The organism is Massilibacteroides vaginae, from assembly GCF_900178525.1.
GTDB lineage: Bacteria > Bacteroidota > Bacteroidia > Bacteroidales > Tannerellaceae > Massilibacteroides > Massilibacteroides vaginae.
Window position 1 is genome coordinate 1415001 of the sequence record NZ_FXDJ01000009.1, and the last position, 13095, is coordinate 1428095.

Sequence of the window (13095 nt, forward strand, 5' to 3'; positions counted from 1 at the left end):
GCGGCAGCTGAAATTGTTGAAAGGAATGGATTAACGAATGATGATATTGACTGGGTTGTTCCGCATCAGGCAAATTTACGTATTATTGATGCTACGGCGAAACGTCTTGGTGTTCCGGAAGAAAAGGTAATGATTAACATTCAGAAATTTGGAAATACAAGTGCAGGTACTATACCCCTTTGCCTTTGGGAATGGGAAAGTAAACTCAAAAAAGGCGATAATTTAGTACTGGCTGCATTTGGAGCAGGATTTACTTGGGGAGCAATATATCTGAAATGGGGATATGATGGAAAAAAAGCATAAGTCTGGTTTTGTAAATATTGTAGGAAATCCGAATGTTGGAAAATCTACGTTAATGAATAAGTTGGTGGGAGAACGTATTTCAATCATCACTTCAAAGGCGCAGACTACACGGCATCGAATATTAGGAATAGTGAATACGCCTGATATGCAGATTGTCTATTCAGATACTCCAGGAATATTACGTCCGAACTATAAGCTTCAAGAGTCCATGCTTAATTTCTCGGAATCCGCCTTAGGCGATGCTGATGTTCTTCTCTATGTAACTGATGTGGTTGAAACTGTTGATAAGAACGAGGATTTTCTGCGAAAAGTTCAGGCTTTGGATTGTCCGGTGCTTTTATTAATTAATAAAATAGATCAGACGGATCAGAAAAATCTGGAGTCTCTTGTAGCTCATTGGACAGAACTGTTACCTAAAGCAGAAATTCTTCCTATTGCAGCGTTGTCAAACTTTAATATCGATTATATCAAACGAAGGATAGAGACATTGATGCCTGAGTCTCCGCCTTTCTTTGAGAAAGACGCTTTGACAGATAAGCCTGCCCGTTTCTTTGTGACAGAAATTATCCGGGAAAAAGTGCTACTTTACTATCAGAAGGAAGTTCCTTACTCGGTAGAAGTAGTTGTTGAAGAATTTAAAGAAGAGAAGTCTTTGCTTAGAATCAAAGCTTTGATTGTAGTAGAACGTGATTCCCAAAAAGGTATTATCATAGGTCATCAAGGGCAAGCGCTGAAGAAAGTGGGTGCCATGGCAAGAAAAGATATTGAGAAATTCTTTGGGAAGAAGGTTTTTTTAGAAATGTATGTCAAAGTAGAAAAGGATTGGCGTAATCGCGATAATCTTTTAAAAAACTTTGGATACCGAATGGAATAATATAGTATAAGGAGTTTTATGGGAAATATAGTAGCGATTGTTGGAAGGCCTAATGTTGGTAAATCCACTTTGTTTAATCGTTTGACACAAACACGTCAGGCGATTGTAAATGAGGAGGCCGGAACAACACGTGATCGGCAGTATGGAAAAGTAGAATGGACAGGACGTGAGTTTTCTCTGGTTGATACCGGAGGTTGGGTTGTTAATTCGGAAGATGTATTTGAAGGAGAAATTAATAAGCAAGTTCAGATTGCGATTGAGGAATCTGATTTGATTCTTTTCGTTGTAGACGTTGTAAATGGTGCTACAGATTTGGATAATGAAGTTGCATCGATTCTTCGTCGTAGTAACAAACAAATTATTGTTGTTGCAAACAAGGCGGATAACTATGAATTACATCCTCTTGCTGCTGAATTTTATTCTTTCGGACTGGGTGATCCGTCTTGTATTTCCTCAATTAATGGTTCATACACTGGTGATTTGTTAGATAGGATCATTGAACTTCTTCCCGTAAAAGAGGAGGAGGAACTGGAAGACTTCCCTCGTATTGCCGTTGTTGGACGACCTAATGCAGGTAAATCCTCCTTAATAAATGCTTTTATTGGAGAAGAAAGACATATTGTAACGGATATAGCCGGAACAACACGTGATTCGATATACACACACTACAATAAATTTGGACTAAACTTCTATCTGGTGGATACCGCAGGTATTCGTAAAAAAGGAAAAGTCAACGAAGATTTGGAGTATTATTCCGTAATACGCTCTATCAGGGCGATAGAAAATTCGGATGTATGTGTCCTTATGTTAGATGCGACTCGTGGTGTAGAAAGTCAGGATCTTAATATATTTTCATTGATACAAAAAAACAGAAAAGGATTAGTTGTTTGTATTAATAAATGGGATTTGGTTGAAGATAAATCACAAAAGGCAATCGAAACATTTATCGGTGCAATCCGTAACAGATTAGCTCCGTTTGTGGATTTTCCAATTCTCTTCATTTCCGCACTAACCAAACAGCGTATCTTAAAAGTGCTTGAATCAGCGAAGATCGTTGATGAAAACATGAAAAAAAGAATACCAACGGCTAAACTGAACGAGGTTCTACTTCCATTGATTGAAAGCTACCCTCCTCCCGCTTGGAAAGGGAAGTATATTAAGATTAAATATGTAACACAATTACCTGCAGGAAGAGTACCATCTTTTGTGTTTTTCTGTAACCTGCCTCAATGGGTGAAAGATCCTTACAAACGATTCTTGGAAAATAAGATCAGAGAGAATTGGAGCTTTTCAGGTACGCATATAAATATATATATACGGGAAAAATAAATGAAAAGGATTACGGAAACGTAGTCCTTTTTTTATTTTAATCAAATCAGTTTAATCACTATCCTTAGGTAGCACCGCCTTATTTATACTTATTTTTAGGTATTGTACACTCCTGCACAGCGCCTTATCTTTGCTGATGTAAAAAGTAACACTATTAGTATAATCGCTATATCAGAACCTTATGCTGATTATGTAAGCATATAAGATGATTAACACCGTATAAAGAGAAGAGTTATTGGTTACTTCTCTTTGTGAAAAATATAGCCTCCTTGTGAAGGGTGGCTATTTTTTTTTGCACTTGAAAACGTAATTCACAAAAAAAGAGAATGTGTGCAATAATATTATAGATCGTGCACATAAAATGAATATGTGTGTTATCTTTGCTTTCAATTACTAAAATATAACTGAATGAAAGCATTAACAATTGGAGATTTAACAGCTCGTATACCAATAATACAGGGTGGTATGGGGGTAGGAATATCTCTTTCTGGATTAGCCTCAGCCGTAGCCAAAGAAGGGGGTATTGGTGTGATTTCGGCAGCAGGATTAGGTCTTTTATATAAAAAACTCTCTCCTAATTATACCGAAGCCGGAAACCTCGGACTTATTGAAGAGATACGGAAAACGCGCGACAAAATGCGCGAGACAAGAGGTGTGATAGGTGTGAATATCATGGTCGCTTTATCAGACTTTGCAGAACTTGTGAAAACGAGCATCTCAGAAAAAGTAGATATCATATTCAGTGGAGCAGGACTTCCGTTGGATTTACCCTCTTTTCTGAAAAAAGATAGTGTTACAAAACTTGTTCCAATCGTATCAAGTCCTCGCGCGGTACGAATTATCTGCGAAAAGTGGAAAACAAACTACGACTATCTTCCTGATGCCGTAGTGCTGGAAGGTCCTAAAGCAGGCGGTCACCTTGGTTATAAAGAAAACCAACTGGAAGATGAACGATTCTCTCTGGAAGAACTACTTCCCCAAGTAGTTCATGAAGTATCTCTTTTTGAACAAAAATACCATAAAAGCATCCCTGTTATTGCTGCCGGTGGTATTTATACCGGAGAAGATATCCTCCGGATTATGGAATTAGGAGCATCCGGTGTGCAGCTTGGGTCACGCTTTGTTACCACTACGGAATGCGACGCGTCCGACACCTTCAAGAATAGCTATATTGAGGCGCATGAGGGCGATATTGAAATAATTAAAAGCCCTGTAGGTATGCCCGGCCGAGCCATTCATAGCTCGTTTCTGGAAAAAGTAAAAGCAGGAGTAAAACAACCCAAAAATTGTCCTTACAACTGTATCAAAACCTGCGATATAAGTACAAGTCCTTATTGTATTGTAATGGCGTTGTATAATGCTTGTCGTGGAAATTTCGAAAATGGCTATGCCTTTGCAGGAACAAACGCATTTAAAGCAAAACGTATAATGACCGTAAAAGAAACTTTTATGGAATTACTGGATGAATGGAAATCATCCATGAAGAAGTAAGTACAGCTACTTACTAAAAAAATTAAAGCGCGTAATTCAGGTTTTTAATCTGAATTATGCGTTTTTTTTGTTGGAAAAACGCCCTTTTTAAACCCTATGAAAATCAACGCCTGTAGAGGCCGAAAAACATAAAGGTTATTTTTCGAAAAATAAAGGATATATTTTGAAAAATAAAGGATATGTTTTAAAAGATAAAGGATGTGATTTTTTTATGGTAGCTCCGAGGGGAATCGAACCCCTATCTAAAGTTTAGGAAACTTCTATTCTATCCGTTGAACTACAGAGCCGTGTTCGGGTTTGCAAAAGTAAGACCTTTTCCTTATATGAGCAAACAATCCTGCCGCAAAGTAATTTAGTCGAACAGGCTTTGCATTACTGAAATAGACTTGATTTCAGGGAATTCCGGTATGTGCAAACGATAATATTCTATGATGCGGTTAATGATGGATACGCGTTCGCGGCGAGAAAAGGTATACAATGACATGTTTTCAAAACTTATGCGGAAAAGTGTATTGAAGGCTTCGCTCTCTTCGCGATTTAAGAAATGACGGTGTGCCGGAATTGAGCTGACAAATGTACCGTTGAGCATATCAAAATAGCTGTTTATTCTTTTTCCGTCCGTATTCGGATAAATCCCTAAGTGCACCAGCAGTCGAAGCAGGAAAACGATGTGAAAGTTTGCCACCCCTTCTTCCGCGATTTCGAATAGTTGAATAGACGAAAAAAGATAATTGAAAAGATGCGGATCGGGCTGGGTGTCTTTTACTGCCCTGAATAAAACCTCGGCAAGGAATAGGGCTATGATGTTTTTTACCGGATTGCAATAAATCTCGGTTTGAGGAAAGCACATCCGGGTTTCCTTTATACGATGGAGGTCTCTTTTATTCAGGTGCTCCACGTCCATTTCTACAACCGACAAGGGGATGAATAGGGCTTTAGACAGGTTTGTTCTTTTTCCTTTCCTTCGGGGAACGAGAAACGATGCGCGACCAAATGCCTCGGTGTAAATGTGTGTTATCGAGTATGTGTCGTTGTAGGCTATCGTATGCAATACGATTCCCCGTGTTTTAACTAACATACTCTACCTGTATTTAGAATGGTCAAAAACTTCATCGGGCTTGAAGAAATTGCCTATTTTTTTTATGGTTGCACAGCGTGTGTAGGCATCATGACAAAAGATAACAACCTGGTTTTCTTTTACGGCGTAGTCCAACATTCTTATTTTTTCGTCGTAAGATAACATCGGGTTCGTGTCATAGGCCGATATCCAATGTGGAGAAACGCTCGCGGCTAAGGGGACAACATCTCCGGCAAACAAATAGGTATTCTTTTCTCCCCTAATATAAGGAACAAGCTGACCTTTTGAATGCCCGTTGTAGAGCTTTAGCATAATGCCCGGATAAATGGATGTGTCGTCTTGTATTAGTTGAACAACGCCTTTTTGGATGGCCAGGTCCAGATTTTCACGCATGAACGAAGCGCTTTCTAATGGATGGGGATGCATGAAGCTTTGCAGCTGAGACTCGCTGAGCCAATGTTTGGCGTTTGGAAAAGCAAGCTCTAATGTGCCCGTTTCTTTATTTTTGAGAGTTACGTAGCCGCAATGGTCAAAATGCAGATGAGTTAATATTACATCTGTTACATCATTACGGGAAATGCCTCTTTTCTGAAGCTCTTCTGCAAGGTCTGTTAGGCCATAAAACTTATAATAACTCAGCAGTTCGAGTTGTTTATCTCCCGCTCCGGTATCGATCAGAATAACCCGTCCGCCGGGAGTTTTTACCAGCACGGTGCGCATAGCCAAGACGCAGCCGTTTGTATCGTTCGAGGGGTATCTTTTGCTCCAGGAAGTTTTCGGGATAGCCCCGAACATGGCGCCACCATCAGCATAAAAAAAACCAGTGTCAATTAACTCTATTTCCATTGCGACTGTATGTTATTACCCAAAGATACGGAATCTGTAGAAAATATAAAAAATGAGCAGAATTTAAAAATCTGATCGGGAACTTTTGTTATCTCTTTTTTCATCGTATTTTTGTTGCAAAATGGGAATAATGCGAAAGGTTCATTTAGTGTCCGGTACGGAACCATTGTTGTTTGATATAACTTTGGCCATCCGTGAGAAAGGATACGAAGTATCTGTTTCCGGAAATAATTTTACTCCGGAGATGATTGATCGTCTGGAACAGTCGGGCTGTACTTTTTTTGGCGAAGGCTGGTTTCCGGAAAAAATGACAAAAGACATCAACTTCGTTGTCTTAGGCTCAACTGTTGATAAAGACAATCCGGAATTGATAAAGGCTAAAGAATTAGGTCTTCTTGTTCAATCAATCCCTGAATTTATATATCAGCGAGTGAAAGAGAAAACCCGTGTTGTAGTTGCCGGTACGCGAGGGAAAAAAACGATTCTCTCCATGGTCAGCTATGTGCTGTTAAAACAAAAGGTGGTGTTCGACTATGCATTCACAAGTAAAACTTCGGTGTTGCCGGATCAGGTGAAAATGAGTTACGAATCACGAATCGCATTAATTGAGGGAGACGAGTTGATAACCTCTGCCCTTGATCCTCGTGTGCGTATGGAGTTTTATCGTCCGCATATCGGAGTGCTTACAAATATTTTGTGGGAGCCATCTTCAGAATATCAATCGCTGAAAGATTACACGAAGACATACCGTTCATTTATCGCTTCCATAGAACGCGAAGGCAAACTTATTTATTTTGGTGGTGACCAAACCGTTAGCTCTCTGGCAGAAGAAACAAGAGAAGATATTACCGCAATACCGTATGAACAACATGTGGTTGAAGAAGAAGACGGAAAAATATATCTTTCCACCCGGTATGGGAAATTTCCGGTAGAGATTCCTGATACCTATTTCCTCGTAAACATGAATGCGGCGCGACTGATATGCCGTCAGTTAGGTGTAAAAGACGCCAGTTTTTATCAGGCAATATCTGAATATACCTTATCTTTGCAACCATGATTGTTGCAAAGCAAAAAAGAAAAGAAAATATAGTTGAATATTTATTGTACATGTGGCAGATCGAAGATCTGATACGTGCGAATAACTTCAACTCCGAACTGATCAGTAAAAACATCCTGTCAAAATACGATCAGCCCGAAAGCGTGAAGAGGGAAATCCTTGTATGGTATGAAGAGTTAATCGAGATGATGAAGCAGGAAGGTGTAACCGAAAAGGGGCATATTCAGCTCAACCGAAACATCATTATCACACTTACGGATTTACATCTCCGCCTTTTGAAAACACAGGATGAGATGGTATATGCCGCGGCCTACTACAAAACACTTCCCTATATTGTAGAGTTGAGAACCAAATCCGGATCACAGGAAACTCCCGAGTTGGAAACTTGTTTTACGGCCATATACGGCTTTCTGCTTCTGCGTATGCAAGGAAGAGAAATTAGTGCGGAAACAATGGATGGTATCAAACAAATTAGTTCATTCTTAGCTATTTTGGCAGAGAAATACCGTCAGGATATGAACGGCGAACTCAAACAAACTGATTAATATGAAACAGGTTCTTGTTACGGGATCAAACGGACAGTTAGGTAATGCGTTGAAGACTTTATCTTCCGGCTATCCTTCTTTCAGGTTCATCTTCGCCGATATCGACGTGTTGGATTTAACAGACCGGAATGCTGTTTTCTCGTTTGTTGAAACCAATAAAATAGACTATATACTGAATTGCGCGGCCTATACCGCTGTAGATAAAGCCGAAGAAGATCAGGCGCTTTGCACATTGGTAAACCATGTGGGGGTTAAAAATATAGGAGAAGCAGCGTCTCAATTTAAAATAAAGGTGATTCACGTTTCAACCGACTATGTGTTTGACGGAACGAACCACAAGCCCTACGAAGAAACCGATGCAACAAATCCGGTTTCTATATACGGGAAAACAAAACTCGCAGGAGAAAAAGCATTGTTCGAGGCATGTCCCGGATCAATCGTTATCCGAACCTCCTGGCTTTATTCAGAATTTGGAAACAACTTTGTGAAAACAATGTTAAGACTCGGAAAAGAGCGAGACCAATTGTCAGTTGTCTACGACCAAGTCGGTACACCGACATACGCAGGAGATCTTGCGCTTGCCATGCTTACAATTCTACAGTCCGGAGAGTTTATACCCGGCATATATCATTATTCAAATGAAGGAGTTTGCAGTTGGTATGATTTTACAATCCGTATCCACCAACTCGCCGGCATAGACTGTCGCATATATCCGATCGAAACAAAAGACTATCCAACAAAGGCCATTCGACCGCATTATAGTGTATTGAATAAGAGAAAGATAAAAAGTACGTATCAAATCTCGATCCCTCACTGGGAGGAGAGTTTAAAAAATGTAATTTTCCAATTAACGAAATAAGATGAGTCAGTATTCAGAAGAGATAAAGAGAAGAAGAACTTTTGCAATTATTAGCCACCCTGACGCGGGGAAGACTACATTAACTGAGAAGTTATTGTTGTTTGGAGGTGCTATTCATGTGGCCGGAGCTGTAAAATCAAATAAAATTAAAAAAACGGCTACGTCCGACTGGATGGAGATCGAAAAGCAGCGCGGAATTTCGGTCGCTACTTCGGTAATGGCTTTTGATTATTCTAATCATAAAGTAAATATCCTGGATACGCCCGGTCACCAAGACTTTGCTGAGGATACTTATCGTACGCTTACGGCTGTTGATAGTGTGATTATCGTTATTGATATAGCGAAGGGTGTGGAGATACAGACACGTAAACTGATGGAAGTGTGTCGTATGCGCAAAACTCCTGTGATTGTCTTTGTTAATAAAATGGACCGTGACGGGAAAGATCCTTTTGATTTACTTGATGAGATTGAGGAAGAATTACAAATCAAAGTTCGTCCTCTAAGTTGGCCGATAGATATGGGACAACGTTTTAAAGGTGTTTACAATATATTTGAGAAAAAACTGAATCTTTATACTCCGAGCAAGCAGTATGTTACCGAGAATATAGAGTTCAAAGATGTAAATAGTCCTGAACTTGAAAAGCATATCGGTGATCCGTTGGCGGAAAAGCTTCGTTCGGACATTGAACTGATTGAGGGAGTTTACCCTGAGTTTGATGTGAATACCTATCTGAAGGGAGATATTGCTCCGGTGTTTTTTGGATCGGCACTTAATAACTTTGGGGTGAAAGAACTCTTGGATTGTTTTGTTCAGATTGCTCCTTCACCTCGTCCGATACAGGCTGTAGAGCGTGTTGTTGAACCTGAAGAAGATACTTTCTCCGGCTTTATTTTCAAGATACATGCGAATATGGATCCGAACCATAGAAGTTGTATTGCGTTTGTGAAGATCTGCTCCGGACGTTTCGAAAGAAATGCCAACTACAAGCATGTGCGATTTGGTAAAGGTATGCGGTTTAGTAGTCCGACGGCTTTTATGGCACAAAAGAAAGAAGTGGTAGATGAGGCCTTTGCCGGTGATATTATCGGTTTGCCGGATACCGGTAACTTTAAGATTGGCGATACACTTACTGCAGGCGAAGAACTTCACTTCAAGGGTTTACCAAGCTTCTCGCCCGAAATGTTTAAATACATTGAGAATGCTGACCCGATGAAGGCAAAACAATTAAATAAGGGTATAGAGCAATTGATGGACGAAGGAGTAGCTCAGCTGTTTACCAACCAATATAACGGACGAAAGATTATCGGTACAGTAGGGCAGTTGCAGTTTGAAGTGATCCAGTATCGCTTGCTTCATGAATACGGAGCCCAGTGTAAATGGGAACCGATCAGTCTGTATAAAGCCTGTTGGATAGAAAGCGACAACAAAACCGTGCTGGAGAACTTTAAGAAGAGAAAATCTCAGTATATGGCCATAGACAAAGAAGGGCGGGATGTTTATTTGGCCGATTCAAACTATGTGTTGACTATGGCGCAACATGATTTCCCCGAAATAAAGTTCCACTTTACTTCGGAGTTCTGAAATACTAAAGAATAGAACGAATATCAGCTAACGAGCGGACGTTGAACGTGGGTTCAAATCCGTTCGTTTTTTTGTTGTCCGGATTAAACCATAGCTGCTCTATGCCGGATTGGTGGGCACCAATAATATCGGCCTCCCAACTATCCCCGATCATTAGCGATTCTTTACGGCGGGAGTTTGTGTTTATCAGAGCAAAATCGAAGATGCCTTTGTGCGGTTTCTGAATGCCGGCATCTTCAGAAAGGATTGTCTTTTCAATGTAGGGCGCAAGACCGGAATTGTTTAGTTTGTTGGCCTGTACTTCGCGAAATCCGTTTGATAAGATATAAAGTTTATAACGTGGGCTAAGGTATTCTAATAATTCGATTGCCCCCGGAACGAGACGGGTTTTGCGACCTGTTCTTTTCAGGAAGTCTCTGTTGACAGATAAGATGGTTTCTTTATCATTGATACCCATCGGACGCATAACATAGGCAAACCGTTCCAGAATTAAAGTCTGTCTGTCTATTTTATGTTCTCTGTATTGCGCCCACAAATACTCATTGTTAGGCATATAGAAGTCAAAGAAAGCCTCGAATGAGGCGTAATGCCGATCCCAATGGTAATCGGCAAAAAGCTCTTCGAGGCATTCCTTATTGTTGTGATACGTATCCCAAAGCGTATCGTCAAGGTCTATAAATAAATTCTTATACTTCATTATCCAATTTCAATCACCAGATATTTTCCTAAGCTCCAGAAGTGCGTGTCGTCTAAGATCTTGAACGTAAGATTTCCGTCTGCGTCTTTTACAAACTCAAACGAGCCTTCCGGATGATTTGATCTCAATTTAGCTTTCCCGGCGAACAATGGAATTTCTTTTACTTCACGTACATCGATCGAGATAAAATAATCGCGATTGAAACCACTTTGAAGTACTTTTGATTTTGAGAAAAGACCACCACCGGATAAGATATTCTGATCTTTCAATTCCTTAGAAGTACCAAAGCAGTAATAAGCAGTGTGTAACGACTTATCCTGAGCGTGTATTTTCTCTTTCTGTGCAGCACTTGTTGTTGATAAATTCTCAACATCTTCGTTCAGTGCAACAACCTGATCGTCCAGTTCCTGGATGCGTATATTCTTTTTAGCTAAATCTTCCTGAAGCACTACGATCATAGACGTTTTCTGGTCTATTTCAGAAGAAAGACGCGCAACTGTTTTGCGTAAAGAGCTTGATTCGATACCACTCTTTTTAACTTTCTCTTCTAATAAAGCCAGCTGTTCTTTGTTCTTTTTGAGTGTTTCCGAGATCAGCTGAACATTCTGCCGGATACGTTCCTGATTTGTTTTGTTCATTTCAGCACCGGGTTGTTGCTGTATGTTCAGGTAGTTTTCCGCATCACGGATAGATTGGAAGTCAGCTTCTACTTCGTTGAGGATAGACAAAACTTCATTAATTTCAGAAGATTGCTTCGCGTTTTCAATTTTTAGAGAATCATTCTCAGCCTTTAGTTTTTTATATTCAGTAGATTGTTGTCCACACGATACTAATATGGCTACGGTAATAAATGCTAATAATAACTTTTTCATTTTGTTCATTTTTTTTATTCGACTTCAGTCCTTTTGTCTTTTTGGCTTTTTAAGCCCGACAGTATAATAACAATTTCACCTTTCGGTTCGTTCTGCGTGAAATGGGTAATTACTTCTTCTAAAGTACCACGTACGGTTTCTTCGTGCAACTTAGAGATTTCGCGTGACACAGAAACCTGTCTGTCCCCTCCCATGTGTTCGCTGAATTGTGTTAGTGTTTTCACCAAACGGTAAGGTGATTCATAGAAAATGATCGTTCTTGGCTCGACGGCTAATTCCTGAAGGCGCGTTTGACGCCCTTTTTTTTGCGGAAGGAAGCCTTCAAAGCAAAACTTTTCATTCGGTAACCCAGACGCTACAAGAGCCGGAACAAATGCTGTGGCGCCGGGTAAGCACTCAACCTCTATGCCTGCACGTACACACGCTCGTACAAGCATAAAGCCGGGATCAGAGATGGCCGGAGTTCCGGCGTCGGAAACAAGCGCAATATGCTCACCGCTTTTTATACGTTGCGCAATTTGTTCAACAGACTTGTGTTCATTGAACTTATGATGCGATTGCATCCGGTTCTGAATCTCAAAATGTTTCAGCAAAAAACCGGTAGTTCGTGTGTCTTCGGCCAGAATTAAATCTGCTTCTTTCAACACACGAATGGCCCTGAAGGTCATATCTTCCAAATTACCGACCGGAGTTGGTACTACCGTTAGTTTTGCCATAGTTTTTATATTAAAGGAAACGTTTTTCCAGATGACTTATAAAAGCAGCAGCCGTACTACTATTAAAGTCCCAGTCCATTTCGTTTCGAAGATAACGCATTGCACCCTCCAACGAAGATTCCTGATTTAAAGAATCCACTACCCGATGCATAACGCCTTCATCCCCTTTAAATAATTCTTTTTTAAATAAAAAACGATCATTCACGCTGAACGATTTTCGTAAATCAGAGACATTTTTCCGTTCTAATGTTTCTTTCAGAGAAGTAATACTTTTTTCTTCAACTTTAGATGAAATTGTTTTCGGTTCTTCTTTTTGAATAATTATCGGTTTCTCATTAAATGCTTGAACAGGAACAGAAGCAGGTTCTGCCGGAGCAGCTACTGTCGCTTTCGCTTCTTTTTCTTCGGTTAATTCTTTTACTTTTTGTTCTTCAGCCTTTACGCGAGCACTGATTGCTTCAATACACGAGCGTTGTTCTTTCAGTTGATTTTCCAAGTCTGAAATTCTGATTTGCTCTATCGTATAAACAGACCGGGAAATTCTTTGGATTAGTTCAAAGGATTCACCGAAAAACGAAACCGATGCTTCATTATTTTGAAGTCCGGAAACGAGCTGTTCCAACTCATGAAGATGAGTCAATAGTTTATCAACTTCTACCCTGTCAGTCATTTTCTATTAATTAATACAACAAATTTAGGCGTTTCTTTAAATAAAAACGTATTTGTTAATGAAAAAGTGTGTAATTGTCAGTCTTAAACACTTAATTTAAGTTATCAGAAGGCGTTTTGCCCTCGTATAATCCTTTCTTATTAAGGGAAAAGCCTACTTAAACGCAAAAATTAATA

Annotated in this window: 14 protein-coding genes and 1 tRNA gene (1 of these 15 cut by a window edge); 8 read left to right on the forward strand and 7 right to left on the reverse strand. The window is 39.8% G+C overall.

Translation table 11 applies throughout. The features are described 5' to 3' along the window. From B9Y81_RS14315 to B9Y81_RS14330, 4 genes are all read left to right on the forward strand, one after another. A protein-coding gene (locus B9Y81_RS14315) for a beta-ketoacyl-ACP synthase III (RefSeq protein WP_085537583.1) crosses the window boundary here: on the forward strand, window positions 1–303 show its 3' portion. It extends 696 nt beyond the left edge of the window; 303 of the gene's 999 nt are visible here — the last part of the coding sequence; its start codon lies beyond the left edge, outside the window; the stop codon is at window positions 301–303. Further along, window positions 287–1177, forward strand: a complete 891-nt coding sequence (gene era, locus B9Y81_RS14320; protein WP_085537584.1) for a GTPase Era — start codon at window positions 287–289, stop codon at window positions 1175–1177. The genes B9Y81_RS14315 and era overlap by 17 nt, the downstream gene beginning before the upstream one ends. Window positions 1178–1195: 18 nt before the next feature. Beyond that, window positions 1196–2506, forward strand: coding sequence for a ribosome biogenesis GTPase Der (gene der, locus B9Y81_RS14325; RefSeq protein WP_085537585.1), 1311 nt, complete (start codon window positions 1196–1198; stop codon window positions 2504–2506). Between the two features lie 408 nt (window positions 2507–2914). Next, window positions 2915–3997 carry an NAD(P)H-dependent flavin oxidoreductase gene (locus B9Y81_RS14330; RefSeq protein ID WP_085537586.1) on the forward strand — a complete coding sequence of 361 codons (1083 nt, stop codon included), beginning with the start codon at window positions 2915–2917 and terminating at the stop codon, window positions 3995–3997. A gap of 212 nt (window positions 3998–4209) precedes the next feature. Here the strand turns inward: B9Y81_RS14330 and B9Y81_RS14335 are convergent. From B9Y81_RS14335 to B9Y81_RS14345, 3 genes are all read right to left on the reverse strand, one after another. Next, window positions 4210–4284: transfer RNA gene (locus tag B9Y81_RS14335), tRNA-Arg, on the reverse strand. A gap of 65 nt (window positions 4285–4349) precedes the next feature. Beyond that, window positions 4350–5075 carry a DNA repair protein RecO gene (gene recO / locus B9Y81_RS14340; RefSeq protein WP_085537587.1) on the reverse strand — a complete coding sequence of 242 codons (726 nt, stop codon included), beginning with the start codon at window positions 5073–5075 and terminating at the stop codon, window positions 4350–4352. Between the two features lie 3 nt (window positions 5076–5078). Next, entirely contained in the window at window positions 5079–5921 is an 843-nt protein-coding gene (locus B9Y81_RS14345; RefSeq protein WP_085537588.1) for an MBL fold metallo-hydrolase, read from the reverse strand. A 130-nt stretch (window positions 5922–6051) separates the two neighbouring features. Here B9Y81_RS14345 and B9Y81_RS14350 point away from each other — a divergent pair, with 130 nt between their 5' ends. The 4 genes from B9Y81_RS14350 to B9Y81_RS14365 are packed head-to-tail and all read left to right on the forward strand — an operon-like array spanning window position 6052 to window position 9964. Further along, window positions 6052–6978 (forward strand): Mur ligase family protein, encoded by a 927-nt coding sequence (locus tag B9Y81_RS14350; RefSeq protein WP_085537589.1) that lies wholly within the window; start codon window positions 6052–6054, stop codon window positions 6976–6978. Further along, window positions 6975–7523: a DUF4924 family protein gene (locus B9Y81_RS14355; RefSeq protein WP_085537590.1), complete on the forward strand. Its 549-nt coding sequence runs from the start codon at window positions 6975–6977 to the stop codon at window positions 7521–7523. Before B9Y81_RS14350 ends, B9Y81_RS14355 begins: the two co-directional genes overlap by 4 nt. A gap of 1 nt (window position 7524) precedes the next feature. Then, complete coding sequence (rfbD, locus tag B9Y81_RS14360) at window positions 7525–8382, forward strand: dTDP-4-dehydrorhamnose reductase (protein WP_085537591.1); 858 nt, start codon at window positions 7525–7527, stop codon at window positions 8380–8382. Window position 8383: 1 nt separating this feature from the next. Continuing rightward, window positions 8384–9964 (forward strand): peptide chain release factor 3, encoded by a 1581-nt coding sequence (locus B9Y81_RS14365; RefSeq protein WP_085537592.1) that lies wholly within the window; start codon window positions 8384–8386, stop codon window positions 9962–9964. A 4-nt stretch (window positions 9965–9968) separates the two neighbouring features. Here the strand turns inward: B9Y81_RS14365 and B9Y81_RS14370 are convergent, their stop codons facing one another. Genes B9Y81_RS14370 through B9Y81_RS14385 form a run of 4 tightly spaced genes read right to left on the reverse strand, consistent with a single transcriptional unit; the run spans window position 9969 to window position 12919 of the window. Next, window positions 9969–10661, reverse strand: a complete 693-nt coding sequence (locus tag B9Y81_RS14370; RefSeq protein WP_085537593.1) for a YjjG family noncanonical pyrimidine nucleotidase — start codon at window positions 10659–10661, stop codon at window positions 9969–9971. Next, window positions 10661–11533, reverse strand: coding sequence for a Cbp1 family collagen-binding glycoprotein adhesin (locus tag B9Y81_RS14375; protein ID WP_085537797.1), 873 nt, complete (start codon window positions 11531–11533; stop codon window positions 10661–10663). Before B9Y81_RS14375 ends, B9Y81_RS14370 begins: the two co-directional genes overlap by 1 nt. Before the next feature lie 14 nt (window positions 11534–11547). Beyond that, complete coding sequence (gene rsmI / locus B9Y81_RS14380; RefSeq protein WP_085537594.1) at window positions 11548–12249, reverse strand: 16S rRNA (cytidine(1402)-2'-O)-methyltransferase; 702 nt, start codon at window positions 12247–12249, stop codon at window positions 11548–11550. Between the two features lie 10 nt (window positions 12250–12259). Next, entirely contained in the window at window positions 12260–12919 is a 660-nt protein-coding gene (locus tag B9Y81_RS14385; protein ID WP_085537595.1) for a hypothetical protein, read from the reverse strand. Window positions 12920–13095 lie beyond the last annotated feature (176 nt).

Coding starts and splice junctions, on each gene's coding strand:
- era (WP_085537584.1), top strand. CDS start 287: ATGGAAAAAAAGCATAAGTCTGGTTTTGTAAATATTGTAGGAAATCCG.
- der (WP_085537585.1), top strand. CDS start 1,196: ATGGGAAATATAGTAGCGATTGTTGGAAGGCCTAATGTTGGTAAATCC.
- B9Y81_RS14330 (WP_085537586.1), top strand. CDS start 2,915: ATGAAAGCATTAACAATTGGAGATTTAACAGCTCGTATACCAATAATA.
- recO (WP_085537587.1), bottom strand. CDS start 5,075: ATGTTAGTTAAAACACGGGGAATCGTATTGCATACGATAGCCTACAAC.
- B9Y81_RS14345 (WP_085537588.1), bottom strand. CDS start 5,921: ATGGAAATAGAGTTAATTGACACTGGTTTTTTTTATGCTGATGGTGGC.
- B9Y81_RS14350 (WP_085537589.1), top strand. CDS start 6,052: ATGCGAAAGGTTCATTTAGTGTCCGGTACGGAACCATTGTTGTTTGAT.
- B9Y81_RS14355 (WP_085537590.1), top strand. CDS start 6,975: ATGATTGTTGCAAAGCAAAAAAGAAAAGAAAATATAGTTGAATATTTA.
- rfbD (WP_085537591.1), top strand. CDS start 7,525: ATGAAACAGGTTCTTGTTACGGGATCAAACGGACAGTTAGGTAATGCG.
- B9Y81_RS14365 (WP_085537592.1), top strand. CDS start 8,384: ATGAGTCAGTATTCAGAAGAGATAAAGAGAAGAAGAACTTTTGCAATT.
- B9Y81_RS14370 (WP_085537593.1), bottom strand. CDS start 10,661: ATGAAGTATAAGAATTTATTTATAGACCTTGACGATACGCTTTGGGAT.
- B9Y81_RS14375 (WP_085537797.1), bottom strand. CDS start 11,533: ATGAAAAAGTTATTATTAGCATTTATTACCGTAGCCATATTAGTATCG.
- rsmI (WP_085537594.1), bottom strand. CDS start 12,249: ATGGCAAAACTAACGGTAGTACCAACTCCGGTCGGTAATTTGGAAGAT.
- B9Y81_RS14385 (WP_085537595.1), bottom strand. CDS start 12,919: ATGACTGACAGGGTAGAAGTTGATAAACTATTGACTCATCTTCATGAG.